Genomic DNA, 20,054 nt, shown 5'->3' on the forward strand with positions numbered 1-20,054 from the left:
TTCCTCCTATTGACCCGTAATGGAGCGCACGACGTCATCTACGATTTTCTCGTAGGCGATCAGGCCGCTTCCCAGCCAGTATTCGTTATCGGCTTCATAGACCTGTCCGTTCTTGACCGCGGGCATGCCTTTCCAGATCGGGCTTTCCGTCATTTCCTTCATGCGTTCCGTTCCTTGATCATAGGCGTTGATGACAAAAATATAGTCCGCATCTAGCTGCGGGAGTATTTCCAGCGATATGTTAGCTGCATTCTCGTTCTCGACCAGCTTGGACTTGCCTAGTCCCAGATCCTGATGGATGACATATCCGCACAGGTAATTTCCGCCCATCAAACTGACTCCCCTTGGTGCGAAACGGATAATGGCCACGTTCTTGTCCCCCACCACGGAACTCAGCTTCGACTTCGCTTCGCTTGCTTTTTGCTGATAATTTTTTAAGGCGGTCTCGGCCTCCGGCGCTTTCCCAAGCAGATCGCCCAAGGTGGTCAGCGATTTCTCGACATTCCCGGAAGCATTTTTGAACACGTACGTTGGCGCGATTTTGGCGTATTTCTCATAGGTGCCGTCCGCCGCGTAAGTCTCGGTGTGAAGCACGATAAGATCCGGTTCGTAGGACATCAGGGCCTCCGGCGAAGGCAAGCCTCCCGAAAAATCGATCAGGGGAATGCCGTCCAGCTCCTCCTGCAAATAAGAGTGCCCTTGCTTGCCGTTGGCCCATTGGGCAACGGGCTTCACGCCGAGCTTCAGCAAGGAATCTTCCATGTTCGGCGCAAACACCTTGTTCACCTCGGCCGGAATCCTCACTTCGTGCCCAAGCTCATCCGTTACCGTACGTTCCTCCTTCGTGGACGTCTCCTCACGGTTCGTCCCTGGTTCCTCCGTCGACGCTTGGCTGCTCCCCGCTTTGCCGGACGTCTCCACCGCTGCGGTTTTCGCTGCCTCCTGATCGCCACCCGACGCTTCGGTCTCCGCCTTATCCCCACAGCCTGACAGCAAGCCTATGATGACGGCACAACACGCAAGTGCCGCTATATTGATCCTCCAAATTCTCTTTCCACGATTGAAACGTTTTGCCACAATGTATCTCCTCCTGTGATAATGATTCTCAATTAAGACGAGTATATATTACGTAGCAAACGATTCACCATGGCTTTTATCCAGAACTCCGTTTGGACTATCTCCTGTAAACAGCAGCATCGCCTCGTCCATCATTCTCGTCACGGCAAGCGCAGAGTATTCGAACCAAGGATCGGACGAGATCGTATAGACCCTACCTTGAGCGACGGCTCGAAGCCTATGCCACTCGGCGGAATGCTGGAGCGCGAGCCAATAGCGCCGCGATGCGGCTTCCGGGCATACCGCGATCAGAATCCGGTCCGGATCGCACCGCAGCAAATCATCCATCGTTATCTGCTGATTCCTGCTGGCATGGGATCGGCAAGCTCCCTTGAGCTGCAAATCCTGAAACAGCACTTCCTCAAGCCCCCGGTTACCGTAGGAATAGAGATTTTGCCCATATATCCGCAGCGCGGCAACACGATCATTCCCCACCACTTCCTGCATTCGCGAGCGTGCCTGAGCCACTTTCCGCTCATACTGTCCGATCCAGAACTGTGCTTGTTCTTCCTTGTTCAGGAATGCCGCGATCAGCTCCAGCTGCTTCTTCCACCCTGCATGGGACGGAACAATGAAGGTGGGGGCGATTGGCTCCAGCTTGGCGATTTCCTCTTCACCCAGGTGATCCATGCCGATAATGACGTCGGGTTTGGCGCGGAACAGCTGCTCGACATTCTCCTCAAAGCGGCTGTCCGGATAAGGGTTCGTCAATTTCAAGCGGGACTTGATCTCCGAATTGTAGGCATTGTAATAAAACGGGGTCCACTTCGCATCAAGCGGCGCGGCGGCTGGAATGACGTTCAGCGCCACCAGCTGCCCGATGATCGAAGAAGAACAGGCCGCGATCAGCTGCCTCGAATTTCGGGCATATTCCGACGGCGACATGCCCACCTTCTTCTTAAATATCCGGCTGAAATAGAACTCGTCCTTATAACCAACCTTCTGTGCGATATCCCGAAGCCGATCGTCCGATTCGGCCAAGTAACGCTTGGCGTGATTCATGCGAACATGCGTCAGGTAATCAATCGTGGTCTGGCCGAATGTCTTCTTGAACAGGTCCACGAAATACTTGGGACAGATATTAGCCATTCCGGCCAGTTGGCCAATGGTTAACGCCTCGTGATAATGGCTGTCGATGTACTCCTTGATCTCCACCAGGCTGGTTTTTCCGCTACGATCCGAATCCGATGCGCTATCTATGTTCAGTTCTTCTTCCGTACGCATGAGTTGCCTCCTTTTTTCGATAAAACGATATGCAGGCGTGTTTTTGCTCCAATAATTGATAATGATTATCATTTTCATTGATAAAAATAGCATGCCGCTTCTATCGTGTCAATCCAAATCTGGAAGGATATGCTTGTCCTCATCTTCTTAGAGAATGCGCTTAACCGGCTCTCATTCACGCAAAAAACCCGCCCTCAGGCACTTTTTTTCAAGTGTCCTATGGCGGGTTCTCGCTTCTGCAATATTCAATTTTTACGACAAGCAGTATTTCACCAGCGCCTCGTGTACGCCGTCCTCGTTATTCGAAGCCGTTACCGCATTGGCGGCGGCCTTGACCTCTACCGGCGAATTATCCATCGCAATGCCCATACCTGCGTAAGTGAGCATCGTAATATCGTTGAAGTAATTGCCGATGGCCAGCACTTCGTCCGGCCGATAGCCTCTTTTGGCTGCCAGCTGCTTCAGCGCATTTCCCTTGGATGCTTGGCTGTGCATCAGGTCGATAAAGAACTCGCCGCTTCGCAGCATGTTGAAGGGCAGGGTCCACTTGCTCCAATCCGCATAAACGCGGTCGATATCGGCGGATTCGCCGAATACCGTAAATTTCACGACCGGGTCCGACAGCTCCTCCCATGACGGCAGATTGCTTGGCAGCATTAAATAGTTTTCGTACATCGAACGTACCGGTCCGGCAAGCTCATCCACCTGGTCCACGTACATCTCGAAGGCGGTATTCACGTCAAAATGCACCCCGTGCTCACGGCAATATTTCATGAAGGGTTCCAGCTGACCCGGGTCCATGCCGAACTGATGCACGATGTGATGGGTCTCCACTTCGACCGTTGCCGCTCCGTTATGACTGATGACATAACCGCCAAGACCCATGCTTTTCATGAAAGGAATCGAATTCAGCGGCCCTCTGCCCGTGCACAGTACGATCTCTACCCCTTGTTTTGCGGCTTCCATCACGGTATTCCTGGTCTTCTCCGTAATTTCGTGATGATCATTCAGCAGCGTTCCGTCTACGTCAAGCGCAACCAATTTGTATCCCATTCTCCATCCATCCTTTAAGTCTCTATTTCTCTATTCTGATCCGGCTCTTCCGATCAAAGCCAGTTCTTGCTCGGTCAGCTCCCGGTAAGTTCCGATCTCGAGATTTTCATCCAATCGAAGTTCACCCATGCTGATTCTTTTGAGATACACGACTTTTTTGCCTACCGCCTCAAACATCCGCTTGACCTGATGAAATTTGCCTTCATGGATGGTCAGCGAGATGCGCGACAGCTGGACCCCGTCCTCCCGTTCCTCATGGGAATGGATCGCCAGCTCTCCGGGCAAGGTTACGTAACCGTCATCCAATGTGACTCCTGCGGCAAACCGACGCACATCCTCTTCGTCCACGCGGCCCTCTACGGTCGCTTCATAAGTCTTGGGAATATGCTTCCGGGGCGACAGCAGCTCATGGGCCAACTTGCCGTCATTCGTAAGCAGCAGCAGTCCTTCCGTGTCTTTATCCAGCCTGCCCACCGGGAACGGCTCGAAGACCCGATATTCCGCATCCAGCAGATCCAGCACCGTACGATCGCGCAGATCCTCGGTTGCCGAGACGACGCCCGGAGGTTTGTGCAGCATGAGATACACGTACTCCCGGTATTGAATGGTTTCCCCTTCAAACTCAATGATATCCGCGTAGGGATCCACATGTTTTCCCGGATCTTTCGTTACCGTTCCATTGACGACGATGCTCCCCTGCTTCGCTTTTTTCTTTAATTCGGCCCGCGAGCCGAATCCCAGATTGGACAGTACCTTGTCCAGTCTTTGCGTAGTCCTGCCTTTGCCACTCATACCGATGTCCACCTCCACCCTGCCGGATACTCGTTCTTCAACATGCCTGACTGCCATTTGCCCCAGCCGGCCGAGTATCCGTCTATACACACTAACACATAACCCTTCGCTTCAGCACCCGGCCGGCACGTCACGCGTTCCTCCGGAATCGACAAGGTTTCCCCTTTCAAATACCGGACCGCTTCGCCGTCTTTGGAAGACAGGCTCACATGCCGGGCGGCCTCATCCGCTTGCAGCGCCGTGGCCAAAGGATGCCCCGGCACGAACCGTTCATTCTTCAGCTGTCCCATGTACCATCCGGGACGGATGGCCTTCAGCTGCTTTAGACGCTCCTCCGGCAGTGGCGATACGTACACATGGCTGCCGTAGACAACGGGATAGCCCTCCAGCTTTACGTGCAGCTGCTCTTGGATAAAGGCCTGGAACGGGTCGAGCGAAATCGGATTGGACTGACGATCTCCACCGCTTCGGCGGGGTGCCTGCTGACGCGAAGCGCCGTTGCTGCCCCTCCCGGGTTTTCCCGGCCGCTCTTCCCGGAGAGCGGATTTCCCTTTACGCTCTCGGGATGAGTCGGTCCGCGGGGAGACAGCAAGCGAACCGTGGTCCAGACTGCCTGTCTGGATCCAAGGAGCTTGGTTTTTCTCGGCCTCCCGGCGGTCCAGCTCGCCTTCCCGCTGAAGCACGGCCATGAAATGCCCTTCGCCTCTGACCTTATGCGGCCACAATCGAGCGGTACCGGCAAGCTGTCCCAGCACATCGTCCTTCACGTTCCCTTGGCCCGCCATCCAGTCCGTTTCTCCCGGGGAAAAGAATTCCGAATGATCCACCGGAACTACGCGAAAATCCGGATGTTCGCTCAGAAACTCCGCAATCATCCCTTCATTCTCTTCCGGAGAGAAGGTGCAGGTAGAATACACGAGCCGGCCTCCCGGGCAGAGCATGGCTGCCGCCGATTTCAGGATGTCCCGTTGCATCTCCGCAAACTTGAGCGGAGACGATTCCTCCCAGTACTTCAGCATGGATTCGTCTTTGCGGAACATCCCTTCGCCGGAGCATGGAGCATCTATCAATATTTTCGTGAAAAATTCGGGAAAAGCCCCGGCAATCCGCTCCGGCTCCTCATTCAGCACCACGGCATTCCGCACGCCGTACATCTCCAAATTTTTGGCCAGCGCTTTGGTGCGGTCCGGATGCAGATCATTGCTGATCAGCATCCCCTGCCCCTTCAGCTTCGCCGCAATCTGCGTGGATTTGCCCCCGGGAGCGGCGCACAAATCCAGTACCCGGTCGCCCGGCGTAACATCAAGCAGCTCGACGGGGGCCATGGCGCTCGGCTCCTGGATATAATAAAGCCCTGCATGATAGTAAGGGTGCCGCCCCGGGCGCTCCCCCTCCTGAATATAGTAACCGGTTGGACACCAGGGGATGGGCGCAAGGGCAAAGGGGGATATTTCCAAGAAATCGGCCTTGCCAATCTTCAGCGTGTTCACCCGAATGCCGGCAAACGGGGGTTGTTCATAAGACTTCATAAAATTGTCATAGTTTTCGCCGAGCAGCGATTTCATCTTCGCCAGAAACGGCGAGGGCAGACGTAATGCCATACTAAGTACCTACCTGTTCTGTATCGTATCGGTTTGAAGTGTATATTCGCACAGCCGAAGCGAACTTTCGCATGTTCCGCTGCGACTTTTAATATTGTATAATAAACTACATTAAAAAGGACAAGTCCTTGTTTATTATTACTCATTAGGGGGTGGATCCATGAACCGCAAAAAAAAGAATAAATACACCGCGTTATACGCCTTCGGGGGAGTCTTCGTACTGTTGGTTGCCGCACTCGTTTTCTTGAACGGTCAAGGCGAAGCAAGCGATTTATACGGCGGCAAGAAGGTCTCCAGCCTGAACCCGGCTACACAGGAGCTCCTTAATGATCCGAATTACCAGCAAATCGTTTTGCCGGATCAGCTGAAGAGCAAGGTCGACAACAAAGAGAACTTTTTCGTGTACTTCTTTGCTTCCGATTGTCCGCACTGCCGGGCGACGACCCCGGAATTGATGCCATTGGCCGATGACGCCGGCATTACGATGCACCAGTACAATCTCCGCGAGTATCAGGAGGGCTGGAGAGAATACAACATCGAGTTCACCCCGACGCTCGTATACTTCGAGAACGGCGTTCAGAAGGAACGCATGGTCGGCGGCTTGAAACCGGAAGGTTCCAGCGAAGGCTACTCCATCGACGACTTCAAGCAATTCTTGGATAAATACAAAGGGAGCGTGACGAAATGAACCGCACCCGCGCCATTCTCTTTACCTTCGTCATATCGGGCATGCTGCTGACCGCATGCGGCGGCAAAGAATCCGCTGCAAGCCATCAGCACGGCGCCGCTTCCGAACGATACGAGACAACGGCCAGCCTGACGGTGATGCCGGAGTTTCTGTCCAATTACACCGACAATACGCAAGCAACCTATGCCACGGTCGGAGAACTTGAGGACATTATCAAGGAAATCAAGTGCTACTGCGGGTGCATGGACGAGGAGACCGGCTATCACGATTCCCTTCACCGCTGCTTCATCGCCGAGAACAAGGACGGCGAAATCAAATGGACGGACCATGGTGCCCAGTGCGGCATATGCCTGACCGAGCTGCAGGATGCCAAACGGCTCCATGACGAAGGAAAATCCGTTGAGGAAATCAAACAGTTCATCGATGACAAATATAAAGGCACCGAATCCTGATCCATCGCATGATCATACAAAAAAGAGCTGCCCATTCGTAGATCCTTCTACAGACGGGCAGCTCTTTTTTTACTTATTCTCTCGACGCTACTTGGCATGTGCCCGCTCCGGCTTGCGCCTCTGCGGAATGTTCGGCTTGATCCGCTCCGATGCCAACAAAACCGCCCGCTTCAGCTCCGTATCCCCAATTTCGATCGTCAGATCCCTATAGGGGAACGGATGAACGTCATACGATAACAGCTGCTTGGCGTAGTCCCGCACCTCGCCCACCAGCTTCCCCATCGAGATCCCGAGTTCATCCCGGGGATAGCTTTCGAGCCGGGAGGCGGCGCTTGTGAACATCTTGTATGCTCCTCGTACGTTGTTGTTCCGAAAGTGAAAGAGCCCGACTGCCACTTGCAGCAGCCCCTTGTACCTGGGATCGCGATCCCGCTCCAGCCACAGCTCCTCTAACACCTCATGGCATTCGAAGTAATCCCGGTCCCGGTTGAAATAGACGAGGTAAGCGACATATAGCGGCTCATAGCTCATCTTCATTTACTTTCTTCTTGGCTGCCGCCAGCAGCTCCTTCACTTCGTCCAGGAGCACCTTCATCTCATCCATGTCATGATCCTGCCATATCGCATTAAAGCGGCTCTGGAATGCGATCGCTTCATTAACCAGATGGAAAAAGTACAGCTTGTGTATCGCGTTCAGCACCTGCGTCGTAATATTGGAATCGTCCTCGAACTGCCGCTGCGCCTCCAAAATATCCTCACGGATGCTCGACATTTCCGTATCCAGCGTATTGGCCGCTTCTCCGGCCTTCTTCAGCCGCGCCCGAATGTCATCCGGCAGGCTTTCACGGTACTTATAGCTAAGGGAATGCTCAATCGTAGCCCAGAAGTTCATGGCCAGCGTGCGGATCTGAATTTCGGCAAGCACCTTCTTTTGTCCCAAAGCCGTTTGCACCGGATATTCAATGATCATATGAAAGCTCCGATAGCCGCTCTCTTTGAAATTAGTAATATAATCCTTCTCGTATAGCACAGTCAGGTCTTTCCGCGCCCGGATATATTCGGCCACCCGCCGAATATCCTCCACGAATTGACACATAATGCGAATGCCTGCGATATCCTCAATCCCGGTTTCCAACTGGTCCATCGGCACATTGAGGCGTTTCGCCTTGTCCAGTATGCTCGAGATCCGTTTGACCCGACCCGTTACGAATTCGATGGGTGCGTATTCCTCCCGTTTTTTCAGTTCGGAACGCATCGTCTTGAATTTGACCTTCAATTCCTCAACGGTCTGCTCATACGGAAGCAAAAATGTCCCCCAGTCTCTAACGTCCATCGCCTTGCCTCCTGTCTTTACCCCTTTACCGATGATTAGCGCCGACGGCTTCGGAAATATGGCTGAAGCCATCCCGTGCAAGCAGCTCCCGGAGACCGGAATGAAGCTTGCGGTTCACCTCTGGCCCTTCATAGATAAGTGCTGTATAAATTTCCACCAGGCTTGCGCCTGCGCGTATTTTGTCATAAGCGTCCCTTGCCGTAAAAATCCCCCCGGATCCGATAATCGGAAGCGAACCGCCGGTTTGCTTGTAGATCCGCGACACGATCTCCGTCGAGCGGTTCCGCAGCGGCTTGCCGCTCAGGCCTCCGGTTTCCTTGGCGTTGCTGTGCGTCAGGCCGTCCCGCGAAAGCGTCGTATTCGTGGCGATAATGCCGGAAACGCCGCTGGCGCTGATCGTATCCACCATGAATTCCAGCTCCTCATCGCTCACGTCCGGCGCAATCTTCACCAGAACGGCCTTCTCGCCCCCATGAATCTTCGCCTGCCGCGACATTTCGTTCATGACGGCTTCCAGCAGGGATGACAATTCGCTTCCATGCTGAAGGCTGCGCAAATCCGGCGTGTTCGGCGAGCTGATGTTGACAACAAAAAAGTCGCCATACGGAAATAAAGCTTGAATGCAAGCTTCATAATCATCGTTGGCTTTCTCGTTTGGCGTCGCCTTGTTCTTCCCGATGTTGACGGCAACCGGAATGCGACGTTCCTTGAGTGCGGACAGCCTTTTGGCCATGGCCTCGGCCCCTTCGTTATTGAAGCCCATCCGATTGATGAGCGCCTCATCCGGAGGAAGCCGGAACAATCGCGGCTGTTCATTGCCCGGTTGTCCCTTCGGGGTTACCGTGCCTACTTCCATAAATCCGAAGCCGATGGAGGAGAAGCCTTTGACGGCGTGAGCGTTTTTGTCCAACCCGGCGGCAAGTCCGACCGGCGTCGGGAAATGAAGCCCGAACAGGTCCACTGCCAAATCCGGCGTTTCGTTCACACCGTACATCCCCCGCATGACAGCGTCTGCGCCGACCACGCCGGAGGCACGTCCAAGGCCGCCAACCACAAGGTGGTGGGCTTTTTCGGGGTCCAGTCTAAAAAATATAGGTTTGCCTATGTTGCGGTACAGCACATCCACTCTTCCTCTCATCCAGTTATTTCTCTATCCTTCAGTTTATCCGTTTCTTCCTCAAAAAGAAAGTTCTTCGGCATAAACTGAGCGATCGTCCCGGCTTGAAAGCGATATGGCAATTTTAGGACAAACCCCTTACAATAAAGGAAGATTGTACAAATCATTTCACGATCATGAGAGAAAGAGGGGAAAGACATGTCAGCCAAACGTAAGCCTCCGACCTTGCAGCAGAAAAAAGAAGAGGTTAATAAGAAGGCCATACTATGGATCAGCTCCGGCATCGCTCTTCTGATTATCCTGATTATCGTTCTGATTGTGATCGCCCAGCCTTAATCCAGCCAGTGATACACCTTGCCCGGGTTGGTCTGACCCTGGGTATGCTTGAGCTTAAAACGCTCTTTCGGCGTCCACAGGTCCTCGGGCAGGACCCCTTCCCGTATTTTCACGACGGTTCCCATCGGAACCAGGTCAAACAGCTCCTCCACATCCTCAGTCAGCATACGGATACAGCCCTCGGATTCGTTCGCGCCGATGCTGTCCACGTCCAGCGTCCCGTGTATCGCGTACAGCGTATCGGAAAGCTGCATTCCCCGCGTGCCGTAGGGACCCTTCGTGGTTCCGTTCGGATTGACTACCTTATCGTTGATATGAAAATCACCCAGCGGCGTTTTCGCTCCGCCGAGCCCGACCGCATAATTACGCAGCAGGATGCCGCCGCTTACGACGGCCAGCCGATGCCGTTTCCGGTCAATGATGACCTGAAGCGGCTGTTCGAAAAAGGGATCTCCGTCCGGCGAAGTCCCCCAATATCCAGGTTCCTCCAAGCTGTTCCCCGGCTGCCCCGGTTGCCCTTGACCTCCAGCTCCTTGGGATTGCTGCCGCATTAACGTTTCGAACATCTGCTCCATCGCTTTCGAGCGGCCGGACAGCCAATTGCTCGGATACGGCTGCGTCAATTCATCCAAGCTTTTGGGCAGGCGGCCATGCCGAGCCTTATACTGTTTGGCCGCTTCCTGCAGAACGGCCGTCTCAACCTGCAGATCGGCCCACTGCCCCGCGCTCCGCTTAAGCCTCGAACTGTCCGTAGGCTCGCAATCGCACTCTTCGGCTGCTCCCTCGTAAGGCTGAATAGCGATCGCGCCTTGATCATTCCGATGCAGACCGTATAACCGTTCCATGTCCCGGCTCCACAGCAGCCATTTGCCCGAACGCTTCATCCCCAGCGCAACCGACCAATTCGGCAGCTGCTGCGGATGCTGAAGCAATGAGGACAGCGCACCCGTGGAATCCTTGCCTTGGCCGGAAGCAACGGCCGTATACAGCGGTTCCTTGCGCGAATCCGGCTTCTCTTTGTTGAGCGCATTGGCGGACGCCGGCTCATGCGGCGGGAACAAATCTTCCGCAACATTCCCTGTAGCGGAGCCCGGCGCCTGGGCGGGCGGAAGGAAAACCAGCAGGAGCAGCACCAGCGCCGCTAGCAAACGCCGGGTCCTCTTTCGCTTGCGCTCTTTGTCCTTCTCCATCTCCAATAAGCGCTGCTCGTAATTTTTCCATATGTCGGAAGGGACCTGACTCAGCTCAAAGGCTTCGTAGACCCCTTCGGCTTTGTTGTAGCAGTAGTTCGCCTTGCCCTGCTCGCCGGCCTGCTCATACTCCTTGCCCAGCAGGTACCAGGCCATTTTATTATCAGGATGCGTCTCCACATATCTTTTGAGGTACAGCGAATTGTTCATTCGAGAGCCTCCTATAATGACATTTTTACCTCTATTATCCTGTATATCGGAATAAACGCTCCGATTATGTATGAGTCCCCGTATATGAAAAAACGCCCCCTGCCTTAGTCGGGCAGAGGACGTCGGTATAAGTTCAAGATGGAATATCAGGGATCGAGCGGAAATTGTTATTCTGCGTTAAACGGCTCGTCTGCAATCCGAATTGAATCTGTTGGGCAGCCATCGCAAGCATCCAGCATGTCGTCATGCATATCTTCCGGAATTTCCGTTACCCCGCGGTTGTTGTCCCCGTCGAAAATAACTTCTGCCAGGCCTTCGTCGTCGTAATCGTAAATGTCGGGTGCCGTTGCGCCGCATGCGCCGCATGCGATGCAGGTATCTTTATCTACCCAAGTAAACTTCGCCATAGTCTCTCTTCCTCCTGTATATCTATAAACATCTCTATAAACATAGTATAAGCTGACGGTTCTGCCGCCACCATCTACATATATTAATACAATTGTTTTAGGAATACAAATAAATTTCCTAACATTTTCCGACAAAAATCGGCTGTACTTGCAGGCCAATGAGCTGTTCTGTGACGAACAAAAAACGGCTAATCGCGATTAGGGTCCTTCGTGGTTGGACGATCGGCATTTTTATTATCGTTCCCCAGTTCCCTTACAAAATCCATCTGTAAAGATGTACCTCTCCGCTTATGATTGCGGATTAGGGACGATGGGTCATCGCCCAGCATGCCGGCGGTCAGTACCGCGCTCTCGCCGAATTTATTACGCAGCTCGTCCATCACCCGGGTCAGCGACTCTTTCTTGGGCTGCTTCTCATAGTCGAACAGGTCCAGCTGAATGGCGGATTCCTCCTTCGCCGTGAGCTGCTGCAGCGTGACGCCGAGCAGACGGAGCGGCTTGTCCTGCTTCCAATGCCGGTTATACAGCTCGCACGCTTCCCGGTAGATGTCCTCGGTATTTTCCGTCGGAATGGCAAGATGCCTCGACCTGGTGATCGTCTTCATGTCCGGCGTGCGCAGCGTAATTTGAATGCCGCTGGTCACCAAGCCCTGCCTGCGGAGGCGGCGCGCTACCTGATCGCTTAAGTTCAGCAGCACCCTTCTGGCCTCCTCAGCCGAGGTAACATCCTGCGGGAGCGTGGTCGTGTGTCCGATGGACTTGCTCTGTTCCCGCTCCGCGACGACCGGGGCGTGATCGATGCCGCTGGCCGCTCGTTTCATCCATGACCCCATCACGCCAAAGGTCGAGGTCAGCAGGCTTTCATCAGCGGCAGCCAGCTGCCCGATGGTCTGGATGTTCAGCTTGCGCAGCTTGTCGGCCGTCTTGCTCCCGATGCCGAACAGCTCCGCGCAGGGTTTGTTCCAAAGCACCTGCGGGACATCCCGAATTCGCAGCACGGACAGCCCGTTGGGCTTTTTCATGTCCGAGGCCATCTTGGCCAGCAATTTATTGGGAGCAATGCCGACCGAGCACGGAAGCGACAGCTCCTCGCGGATGCGCTCCTGGATTTCCCGAGCGATATCCAGAGGGGTGCCGAACTGCTTCGAGCCGGTAATATCCAGGTAACATTCATCGATCGAAGTCGCTTCCAGCTGCGGTGTATAGGCATAAGCTATGTTCATGAATGCATTGGAATACTTGCGGTACAGATGGAAATCCGGCTGGATGATCATCAGGTCAGGGTAGATTCGCAGCGCCTGCCTCACGTTCATGCCGGTGCGGATCCCCAGCGACCTCGCTGCATAGGAGCAGGTGACGATGACGCCTTTGCGCAGCTCGATGCTGCCTGCGACGGCCGTGGCTTTGCCACGATAGAGCTCCGGCTCCTCCGCCTCATGCACGGAGCAGTAAAAAGCATTCATATCCACATGCAGGATAACGCGGCCGCTGGCCGGATAATAATCGTCGATAGGTCCCACGCAGCATTCCTTCTTTCTTCGGTACGGTTCTTCATAATTTATAGGGAATAGGGTAGCTCCATTATTTAAGGTTCGGTCTGAATGATGGTTACGGTACTTGAGGCAAATGGTGCCTCTTCCATTATACCGTTTTTAGAGATCGATGCCCGTATGATCTTGTCCGCTAAGCAAATCATGTACGCACGGCTGGCCCCGATTTAACGCCTCCAGCATACCGTCCCCCTTCGCAAGGGTCAAGGATGGGCCCCTTGCGGGAAAAGTTTGTTTTACTCTGTTACTTTCCCGCAAAGAAATGCTATAATACAAAATTATAAACAATGCGGTCCAATCCCGGACACCCAAAGGAGGACATCATGTCTAAGTCCATTTCCATCTTTGATACGACACTTCGCGACGGAACCCAGGGCGAAGGAATCAGCTTGTCAGCGGACGACAAGGTCAAAATCGCCAAGAAGCTCGATGCTCTTGGTGTTCATTATATTGAAGGCGGTATCCCGGGAAGCAACAGCAAGGACATCGAATTTTTCAAAAGAGTCCAGGATCTCGGCTTAACCTCAAAAGTAACCGCTTTTGGCAGCACCCGGCGCAAAGGTTCCATTGCCGACCAGGATGCCAATCTGCTTCGCATTCTGGAATCCGGCGTTTCTGCCGCTACCTTGGTCGGGAAGTCTTGGGACTTCCACGTCCATACGGCGCTTCAAACGACACTCGAAGAGAATTTGGCCATGATTTATGATTCCATCGCTTTCCTGAAGCGGAAAGGCCTCGAGGTCATTTTTGATGCCGAGCACTTTTTTGACGGTTTCAAGAACAATCCGGAATATGCTGTTGCCGTATTGTCCAAGGCACGGGAAGCAGGCGCCGACTGGCTTGTCATGTGCGATACGAACGGCGGCAGTCTCCCGCACGAGATTTCGGACATTGTCACATCGCTGACGGGTCCATTGCCTGGCGCTCCGCTCGGCATTCATACGCACAACGACTGCGAGCTTGCCGTTGCCAACACCCTAAGCGCCGTGCAGGCCGGTGTCCGGCATGTACAGGGAACGATGAACGGATACGGTGAACGATGCGGGAACGCCAACCTGTGCTCCATCATTCCGAATCTGCAGCTGAAGCTCGGGTATGAGTGCATCGGTGACGACAACCTCCGCACGCTGACGAATACCGCACGGTATATCAGCGAAATCGCCAACGTTAACATGCCGGTTAACCAGCCGTATGTCGGCAACGCCGCCTTCGCCCATAAGGGAGGCATCCACGTTTCGGCGATCCTGCGCGATTCCAGAACGTACGAGCATATCGAACCGGAGAAGGTCGGAAACAAACAGCGCGTGCTGGTCTCCGAGCTCGCGGGGCAGAGCAATATCGTATCGAAGGCGCAGGACATGGGGCTTGACTTTGATCCGGCAAGCGAGCAATCCAAGCATATTATCGGAAAGATCAAGGATCTCGAGCATGAAGGGTATCAATTCGAGGGCGCAGACGCTTCCCTGGAGCTGCTTCTTCGGGAAGCGAACGGAGAGCTCAAGGAGCTGTTTACCTTCGAATCCTTCAAGATGCTGGTCGAGAAGTCGGCCGGACAGCCGGTCGTCTCCGAGGCCTTCGTCAAAGTCAACGTCGCCGGCGAGAGCATCTATACTGCTGCGGAAGGCAACGGTCCGGTCAATGCACTAGATAATGCGCTGCGTAAAGCGCTGGTCCAATACTTCCCGACGCTCAAGGAAATGCATCTTGCCGACTATAAGGTGCGTGTCCTGGATGACAAGGATGCAACGGCAGCCAAGGTCCGGGTGCTGATCGAATCCAAGAACTTCGAGAATGCCTGGAACACCGTCGGGGTATCCAGCAATGTCATCGAGGCCAGCTGGGAAGCGCTGGTGGACAGTATGCGTTATGCGCTGCTCGGTCAGATTTCCCCGGAGCAGGTGCATGAGTCTGCGGCAAGGCAAGGCTTGGTAAATCATTAGGTTATGTCCAATATAAAAAGCGCGTATCCACCATGTTCAGGACATGGCGGCCGCGCTTTTTTTTGGTTTCGTCAGCTGGCTAAGCAAACGATTAATTTAACAGCTTGGACACCTTTTTACGAAGATCCTTGGGATCGGGAGCGCCCAGAATGATTTCCTGAATCACGCCGTTACGATCGATCAGCACGTTGGTCGGGAAAACCTGGCCTTTATACAGCTCCTCGAACACTTCTCCTTTGGTATCGAGAAGGATCGGGTATTGAAGGTTAAAGTCCTGAACAAATTGACGCGCTTTCTTCGCATTGTCATACTTGGACACGTTCACGCCGTAGATTTCGAGCTCACTTGCATACTCTGCAGCCAACTTGTCGAGCTCCGGCGCCTCCTGCTTGCACGGCTCGCACCAGGATGCCCAGAAATTGACTAGCATTGCTTTATCGCGCGCTCCGCCGCCGGAATAGGACTTATCGTCCATCCCCTTCAAGGTAAAGGTCGGGGCAAGCAGGCCGGCTTTGGCCCCCGTCTCCGTCGGAAGCGGCTTCTCCTGCATGAAGACGGCCTGGATATCGTCGCCGGCTTGATTATAGACAACAGCGCCTGCTGCGATAAGAAGCAGGACGATAATGATGATGTTACGTTTCATAGGTATAGGTTCCTTTGCTAAACTTAGTTATAGAGGTCGTTCAAAAAGTCCGCTTTTGATAAGAAAACCTCTATCGAGGCCACTTCAAGGATGAGCGACCGCGATGCATAGGTAGGTTTTCTTGCGATATAGAATTTCATCAGTTCCACTGATAACTCATAAATTCTATATCTAACACGAAGCGAATCAGGAAGCAGCTCGGCATCGAATCTTGAATTCAGCCGGGCCTAAGGAGATGCTTTCGAAGCATGTTTCCTGCGGAAACATTTCAGGTGCTCACGTACCCAAAACGTACGCCCGCTCCTCACTCCCTAGCTTTATCCAACTGAAGCGTTTGGAAAAAACGCACATCGGAAGCATTAGCTTCGGTGCTGAAAATCGACCTTTTTGAACACGCACTTATAGTTCCTATTGTACCCTGAAACCCTGATCTTTCAAACACGCGATCGACACCACATAAGATCGGACCAATTATATGATCCAGGAGGATTATACATGAACCCGTCTCACGCGTCCCTGGAGCGGCTTCTGCTGCGCGAGGCCGTCAAAGAGCATATGTCGGATCATATGCATCATCGTTTGCCGGAGGAAGCTTGCGGCGTCCTTATCGGGCATGCCGATGAAGCAAGCCGGTCCATAACCGTTACGCAATTTATTCCCGTAAAAAATACAGCGGAATTTCCGCTGCATTCTTTTCATCTGGACCCTGTTCAGTGGACTCGCTTGGTATTGGCTGAAAAAGGCATCGTCGGTTTGTTTCACAGTCACCCGCATACCACGCCTGACCCCTCGGGCGAGGATCTGCTTCAGCTCCAATCCTTCGGCGGGTTGCTCCGGGTGTATGCTATTGCTTCTCCTGCAGTTCCCGGCGCCTCCGGCTTAAACGCATTGCGGCTCCATGCCTACAAAATTATCCGGAGTGAGGAAGAACGCGAAACCTTCAGCCAGCTGCCGCCAAGCTCCAAGTCGCTTCCGGGAAGGGCATTTTATTCCCTTGCCCCGGTCCCTTTTGCATTTCTAAAGGAATGACGAACTGGCGGACACCTCAATCTCCAATCCCAATGCTACCCCTCGCTTAGATAGACGTATAAATCTCCTAGCGTGGTAGCCTGGCCGCGCGCCTGAATGTCTTTCATGTAATCCGCCCACAGCCGGGCGGTCATGCGCGCATCGGACAGAGCATGGTGCCTTCCCTCTACCGGAATGCCGCTGCTTCGCAGCAGCTCATCCAGACTGTAATCCTTCTGTTCGGGATATAACCTCTGCGCGAGCATCATCGTATCGAGAAGCCGATGCGTTAATCGAACCTTGGAGGTCTTCCACAAGGCGGCGTTCAAGAAACCCCGGTCATGCGCGGCGGCATGGGCAACAAGCACCCTCCCCCCGATAAAGGCCATGAAATCATGCAGCCCCTCCATTAAAGGCGGGGCTGCATCAACCATTTGCTGCGTGATACCCGTAAGCTCGGCAATGAATGGAGACACCGGGGCACCGCTGTTCACGATCATATGAAAGGTTTCATTCTCGATCACCTGCTCCCCGATGACCCGGATCGCACCGAAAGACAATATTTCATCGCCGTGCTGATGATTGAACCCCGTCGTCTCCAGATCGAATACGACAACCTCCAGCTCGTCCAGCGGGGTGCCCAGAACCTCCGGCCTCCGGTTATCCTTCATCTGGGATCGGATGAATGCCAACTGCTGGGCTGTCTGCGCCCCGCGCATGGAGGCGATGGCGGAATTGATGTTACCCGAACGAAGCGATCTCCAGAAACCGCCGTTCGATTGTACCGGTTCAGTCATGGGCTTCTCCTCTCCGCAAAACGATGCTCGCGCTGCAATGATCGGTGCACCCGTCTCACCACTCCAAGCGTATCGCGAAGCTCGTACTGCATGGTTTTGTTCTTGAGCTGCTCCTGCGGGATATACCCGCTGCTCGTAATCAGCCCGTCCTCCACTCGAATGGGCGTATCGTTTCTCAACCGAAGCGCCGTCAAAAAAGCGCGCTGCACGCTTTCCAGCAGCAGATTCCCGCCTTCAAGCAGCATCACCTTTTCCATGCGTTTTTGCGTCGAGGTTTCGATGATGCCCCGCTGCAGCGCCATGGTGCGTATGCTGTTCACCAGCGGAATATAAACGCCATACTTCACGTCAAACTCGCCGGCATGCTCTCCAAACCGCTCCGTCACGATTCGCCCCATGACATTCAGCGTTGCCTTATGCTTGACCGTGTTCCGCAGCACGGCATGGCCGATGTCCGGATGCTGCTCGACGGAGCTGCGGAAATGATCCACCCACGCCTCCGAAAGCTCGGTATCGCCCGATATAAGGCGCAGGTCCGAAGCAATAATGAAGTTTCGTATCGGTTCCCACTGCCGGTCTCCGCACCATTCGCTGATCTGATTCTTCCAATCGCCAAGCCGCTTGCTCCATAATGGCTCGGAACACATCACTTTTCCGGAGCATTTCGGGTACCCGAGATATTCCAGCAGATTCGCCAGCCGAAACCCAAATTCCCGAAAGAAGGGGAGCGCCTCCTCTTCCAGCTCATCGCCAATGATCAAACCGTTGTCCTGATCGCTCCACAGCGTAGCTTCCTGCCTTCCGCAGCTGCCAAAAGCTACGAAAGCATAACGCGCAGGAGGCCGGCCAAAGCCAGCCTCCCACATGTCCTGCTCACAGATTGCCGCGGCACGCTGTCCAATCAGATCGTGCATCGTATTCACGGATGCGATCCACTCTCTCAGCTCCATGTTACTGCGCATCTCGATGAGATGGTTCTGACAAGCGATCCGTTCATCTCGTAATTGCTGGGCTGTTGCTGCTTTCCGAATTTCCGACAATGCCGGAAACAGATTTACGGATTTCAGAGGTTTCATGCCGCGGCCTCCTTCTGACTTGTTTCATGAACAATGATAATGGTGAGCTTCTTATAAAGCCGTGTCGCTACCGGGAACCGCCTTGCTTCCGGAACGAAACTCTGGGGATTTCCCTTCCGATTCCACCAAAAGTTTCATTTGTTCCGGATATCCGTAGGTTCCATGTTCACTGATATCAAGACCCATCAATTCCTCTTCCTCCGTTACGCGAATGCCCATCGTAACTTTCATGATATACAGAATGATGAACGAGATCACCAGAACGAATGCAAACGTGCCGATCAGACCCAGAAGCTGAACGCCGAGCTGGCCGAAGCCCCCGCCGTAGAATAAACCCTCCTTGCCTACGCCCGTGATTTCAACAAGCCTAGGGGCCGCGAACAATCCGGTGGACACGGCACCCCACATACCGGCAATGCCGTGTACGGAGAATGCATATACAGGATCATCGATTCCTTTGCGGTCAAACCATTGCGCCGTAAAGAACGTAATCGTACCCGCTACGGCGCCGATCACAACGGCCGCCCAAGGCTCCACGAAAGCACAAGCGCCTGTGATGGCAACGAATGCAGCGAGAATACCGTTTAGCATGCTAGGAATATCCGCTTTGCCAAGAACCGCCCAAGAGATCAGCAATGCGGCCAGTGCGCCTGCCGCCGCCGCGATATTCGTATTCAATGCCACGAAACCGAAGAAACCGTCTGTGAGTGCCGAGATGGTGCTGCCCGGGTTAAACCCGAACCAGCCGATCCAGATGATGAATACGCCGAGTACGGATAAAACTTGGTTATGACCCGGTATGCTGTTAGGCTTCCCGTCTTTATTATATTTGCCAAGTCGAGGCTTCAGAAGAATGGTAGCCACCAGTGCTGCTGTTGCGCCTGTCAAGTGAACGACCGTCGATCCGGCAAAGTCCTGCATGCCCAGAGCGCCGAGCCAGCCGCCGCCCCATACCCAGTGAGCAACGATCGGGTAAATCACGATGGTGAACAGCAATCCAAACACGATATAAACGCTGAGCTTTGCCCGTTCTGCCATACCGCCGCAAGCGATCGCCAAGGATACGGCCGCAAAGGACAGATGGAACAGGAACATGATGGTCGTCGGCACATCGTATGCGGACAAGGAATCAAATGAGCCTGCTGCATTGTCTCCGCTTAAGAAAAAGCCTTCAAATCCGAAAAAGCTGTTGCCGTTACCGAAGGCTAGACCAAACCCTAGCGCCCAGAAGGCTACGATCGAAATGCCGAAGGTCAGAAAGGTCTTGCCTGCGACGTGTCCCGCATTTTTCATGCGAACCGAACCGGCCTCCAGCAGAGCGAACCCTGCTTGCATGAAAAATACGAGCAGCGCTGCCAAGAATACGAATACGGAGTTCAGACCAGCCGTCAATTCAACGTTCGTGGCTCCCCCATCAGCGGCGAACGCGCTCGCCGGGAATGCGAGTAGAGCGATTACTCCCGCCATTAAACCTAGCCATCTTTTTTTCATGTTTTACACTCCCCTTTGTGTTAACTAATA

20 protein-coding genes are annotated in these 20,054 nt (G+C 53.8%); 5 read left to right on the forward strand and 15 right to left on the reverse strand.

Annotation, left to right across the window (positions count from 1 at the left end):
* Window positions 1–6 precede the first annotated feature (6 nt).
* The 5 genes from MHH82_RS23125 to MHH82_RS23145 all read right to left on the reverse strand — a co-directional run bounded on the left by MHH82_RS23125 (window position 7) and on the right by MHH82_RS23145 (window position 5,786).
* Entirely contained in the window at window positions 7–1,077 is a 1,071-nt protein-coding gene (locus MHH82_RS23125) for an ABC transporter substrate-binding protein (protein WP_340967968.1), read from the reverse strand.
* A 48-nt stretch (window positions 1,078–1,125) separates the two neighbouring features.
* Window positions 1,126–2,340 carry an ABC transporter substrate-binding protein gene (locus tag MHH82_RS23130; RefSeq protein ID WP_340967969.1) on the reverse strand — a complete coding sequence of 405 codons (1,215 nt, stop codon included), beginning with the start codon at window positions 2,338–2,340 and terminating at the stop codon, window positions 1,126–1,128.
* Window positions 2,341–2,592: 252 nt separating this feature from the next.
* The gene (locus MHH82_RS23135; protein WP_015736678.1) at window positions 2,593–3,393 is read right to left on the reverse strand and encodes a Cof-type HAD-IIB family hydrolase; all 801 of its coding nucleotides are present in this window, start codon (window positions 3,391–3,393) and stop codon (window positions 2,593–2,595) included.
* 30 nt (window positions 3,394–3,423) lie between these two features.
* Entirely contained in the window at window positions 3,424–4,185 is a 762-nt protein-coding gene (locus MHH82_RS23140) for a pseudouridine synthase (RefSeq protein WP_015736679.1), read from the reverse strand.
* Window positions 4,182–5,786, reverse strand: coding sequence for an RsmB/NOP family class I SAM-dependent RNA methyltransferase (locus MHH82_RS23145; protein ID WP_340967971.1), 1,605 nt, complete (start codon window positions 5,784–5,786; stop codon window positions 4,182–4,184). Before MHH82_RS23145 ends, MHH82_RS23140 begins: the two co-directional genes overlap by 4 nt.
* 160 nt (window positions 5,787–5,946) lie before the next feature.
* Here MHH82_RS23145 and MHH82_RS23150 point away from each other — a divergent pair, with 160 nt between their 5' ends.
* Together MHH82_RS23150 and MHH82_RS23155 are read left to right on the forward strand one after the other, a co-directional pair.
* Window positions 5,947–6,474: a thioredoxin family protein gene (locus MHH82_RS23150; RefSeq protein WP_145037244.1), complete on the forward strand. Its 528-nt coding sequence runs from the start codon at window positions 5,947–5,949 to the stop codon at window positions 6,472–6,474.
* A complete protein-coding gene (locus MHH82_RS23155; protein WP_340967972.1) occupies window positions 6,471–6,926 on the forward strand; it encodes a PCYCGC motif-containing (lipo)protein in 456 nt (151 codons plus the stop codon). Before MHH82_RS23150 ends, MHH82_RS23155 begins: the two co-directional genes overlap by 4 nt.
* 87 nt (window positions 6,927–7,013) lie before the next feature.
* Here MHH82_RS23155 and MHH82_RS23160 read toward each other — a convergent pair whose 3' ends face one another.
* From MHH82_RS23160 to MHH82_RS23170, 3 genes are read right to left on the reverse strand one after another with little or no spacing between them, the layout of a single operon-like run.
* Window positions 7,014–7,457: a DUF309 domain-containing protein gene (locus MHH82_RS23160; protein WP_090909553.1), complete on the reverse strand. Its 444-nt coding sequence runs from the start codon at window positions 7,455–7,457 to the stop codon at window positions 7,014–7,016.
* Complete coding sequence (locus MHH82_RS23165) at window positions 7,447–8,259, reverse strand: GTP pyrophosphokinase (protein ID WP_036660222.1); 813 nt, start codon at window positions 8,257–8,259, stop codon at window positions 7,447–7,449. The genes MHH82_RS23160 and MHH82_RS23165 overlap by 11 nt, the downstream gene beginning before the upstream one ends.
* A gap of 25 nt (window positions 8,260–8,284) precedes the next feature.
* On the reverse strand, window positions 8,285–9,379 hold the full coding sequence (locus MHH82_RS23170; protein WP_175320810.1) for a quinone-dependent dihydroorotate dehydrogenase: 1,095 nt from the start codon (window positions 9,377–9,379) through the stop codon (window positions 8,285–8,287).
* A gap of 195 nt (window positions 9,380–9,574) precedes the next feature.
* On the opposite strand from MHH82_RS23170, the gene MHH82_RS23175 reads away from it, so the two are divergent.
* The gene (locus MHH82_RS23175) at window positions 9,575–9,712 is read left to right on the forward strand and encodes a hypothetical protein (protein WP_015736685.1); all 138 of its coding nucleotides are present in this window, start codon (window positions 9,575–9,577) and stop codon (window positions 9,710–9,712) included.
* Here MHH82_RS23175 and MHH82_RS23180 read toward each other — a convergent pair.
* The 3 genes from MHH82_RS23180 to MHH82_RS23190 form a co-directional block, all read right to left on the reverse strand.
* The gene (locus MHH82_RS23180; protein WP_340967973.1) at window positions 9,709–11,112 is read right to left on the reverse strand and encodes a L,D-transpeptidase; all 1,404 of its coding nucleotides are present in this window, start codon (window positions 11,110–11,112) and stop codon (window positions 9,709–9,711) included. The genes MHH82_RS23175 and MHH82_RS23180 overlap by 4 nt on opposite strands.
* A 167-nt stretch (window positions 11,113–11,279) precedes the next feature.
* On the reverse strand, window positions 11,280–11,519 hold the full coding sequence (locus tag MHH82_RS23185; protein ID WP_009594795.1) for a ferredoxin: 240 nt from the start codon (window positions 11,517–11,519) through the stop codon (window positions 11,280–11,282).
* A gap of 188 nt (window positions 11,520–11,707) precedes the next feature.
* Window positions 11,708–13,039, reverse strand: coding sequence for a DNA polymerase IV (locus tag MHH82_RS23190; protein WP_015736687.1), 1,332 nt, complete (start codon window positions 13,037–13,039; stop codon window positions 11,708–11,710).
* 353 nt (window positions 13,040–13,392) lie between these two features.
* On the opposite strand from MHH82_RS23190, the gene cimA reads away from it, so the two are divergent.
* Window positions 13,393–15,009, forward strand: a complete 1,617-nt coding sequence (gene cimA, locus MHH82_RS23195) for a citramalate synthase (RefSeq protein ID WP_015736688.1) — start codon at window positions 13,393–13,395, stop codon at window positions 15,007–15,009.
* A gap of 91 nt (window positions 15,010–15,100) precedes the next feature.
* Here cimA and MHH82_RS23200 read toward each other — a convergent pair whose 3' ends face one another.
* A complete protein-coding gene (locus MHH82_RS23200) occupies window positions 15,101–15,652 on the reverse strand; it encodes a TlpA family protein disulfide reductase (protein ID WP_036660215.1) in 552 nt (183 codons plus the stop codon).
* 495 nt (window positions 15,653–16,147) lie between these two features.
* On the opposite strand from MHH82_RS23200, the gene MHH82_RS23205 reads away from it, so the two are divergent.
* Window positions 16,148–16,681 (forward strand): M67 family metallopeptidase, encoded by a 534-nt coding sequence (locus MHH82_RS23205; protein ID WP_340967976.1) that lies wholly within the window; start codon window positions 16,148–16,150, stop codon window positions 16,679–16,681.
* Window positions 16,682–16,716: 35 nt separating this feature from the next.
* Here MHH82_RS23205 and MHH82_RS23210 read toward each other — a convergent pair whose 3' ends face one another.
* Genes MHH82_RS23210 through MHH82_RS23220 form a run of 3 tightly spaced genes read right to left on the reverse strand, consistent with a single transcriptional unit; the run spans window position 16,717 to window position 20,024 of the window.
* Window positions 16,717–17,457 (reverse strand): 3'-5' exonuclease, encoded by a 741-nt coding sequence (locus MHH82_RS23210; protein ID WP_015736691.1) that lies wholly within the window; start codon window positions 17,455–17,457, stop codon window positions 16,717–16,719.
* Entirely contained in the window at window positions 17,454–18,533 is a 1,080-nt protein-coding gene (locus tag MHH82_RS23215; RefSeq protein ID WP_340967978.1) for a DUF294 nucleotidyltransferase-like domain-containing protein, read from the reverse strand. Before MHH82_RS23215 ends, MHH82_RS23210 begins: the two co-directional genes overlap by 4 nt.
* A 51-nt stretch (window positions 18,534–18,584) precedes the next feature.
* On the reverse strand, window positions 18,585–20,024 hold the full coding sequence (locus MHH82_RS23220; RefSeq protein WP_096776053.1) for an ammonium transporter: 1,440 nt from the start codon (window positions 20,022–20,024) through the stop codon (window positions 18,585–18,587).
* Window positions 20,025–20,054: the final 30 nt, after the last annotated feature.

The organism is Bacillus sp. FSL K6-6540 (assembly GCF_038007545.1).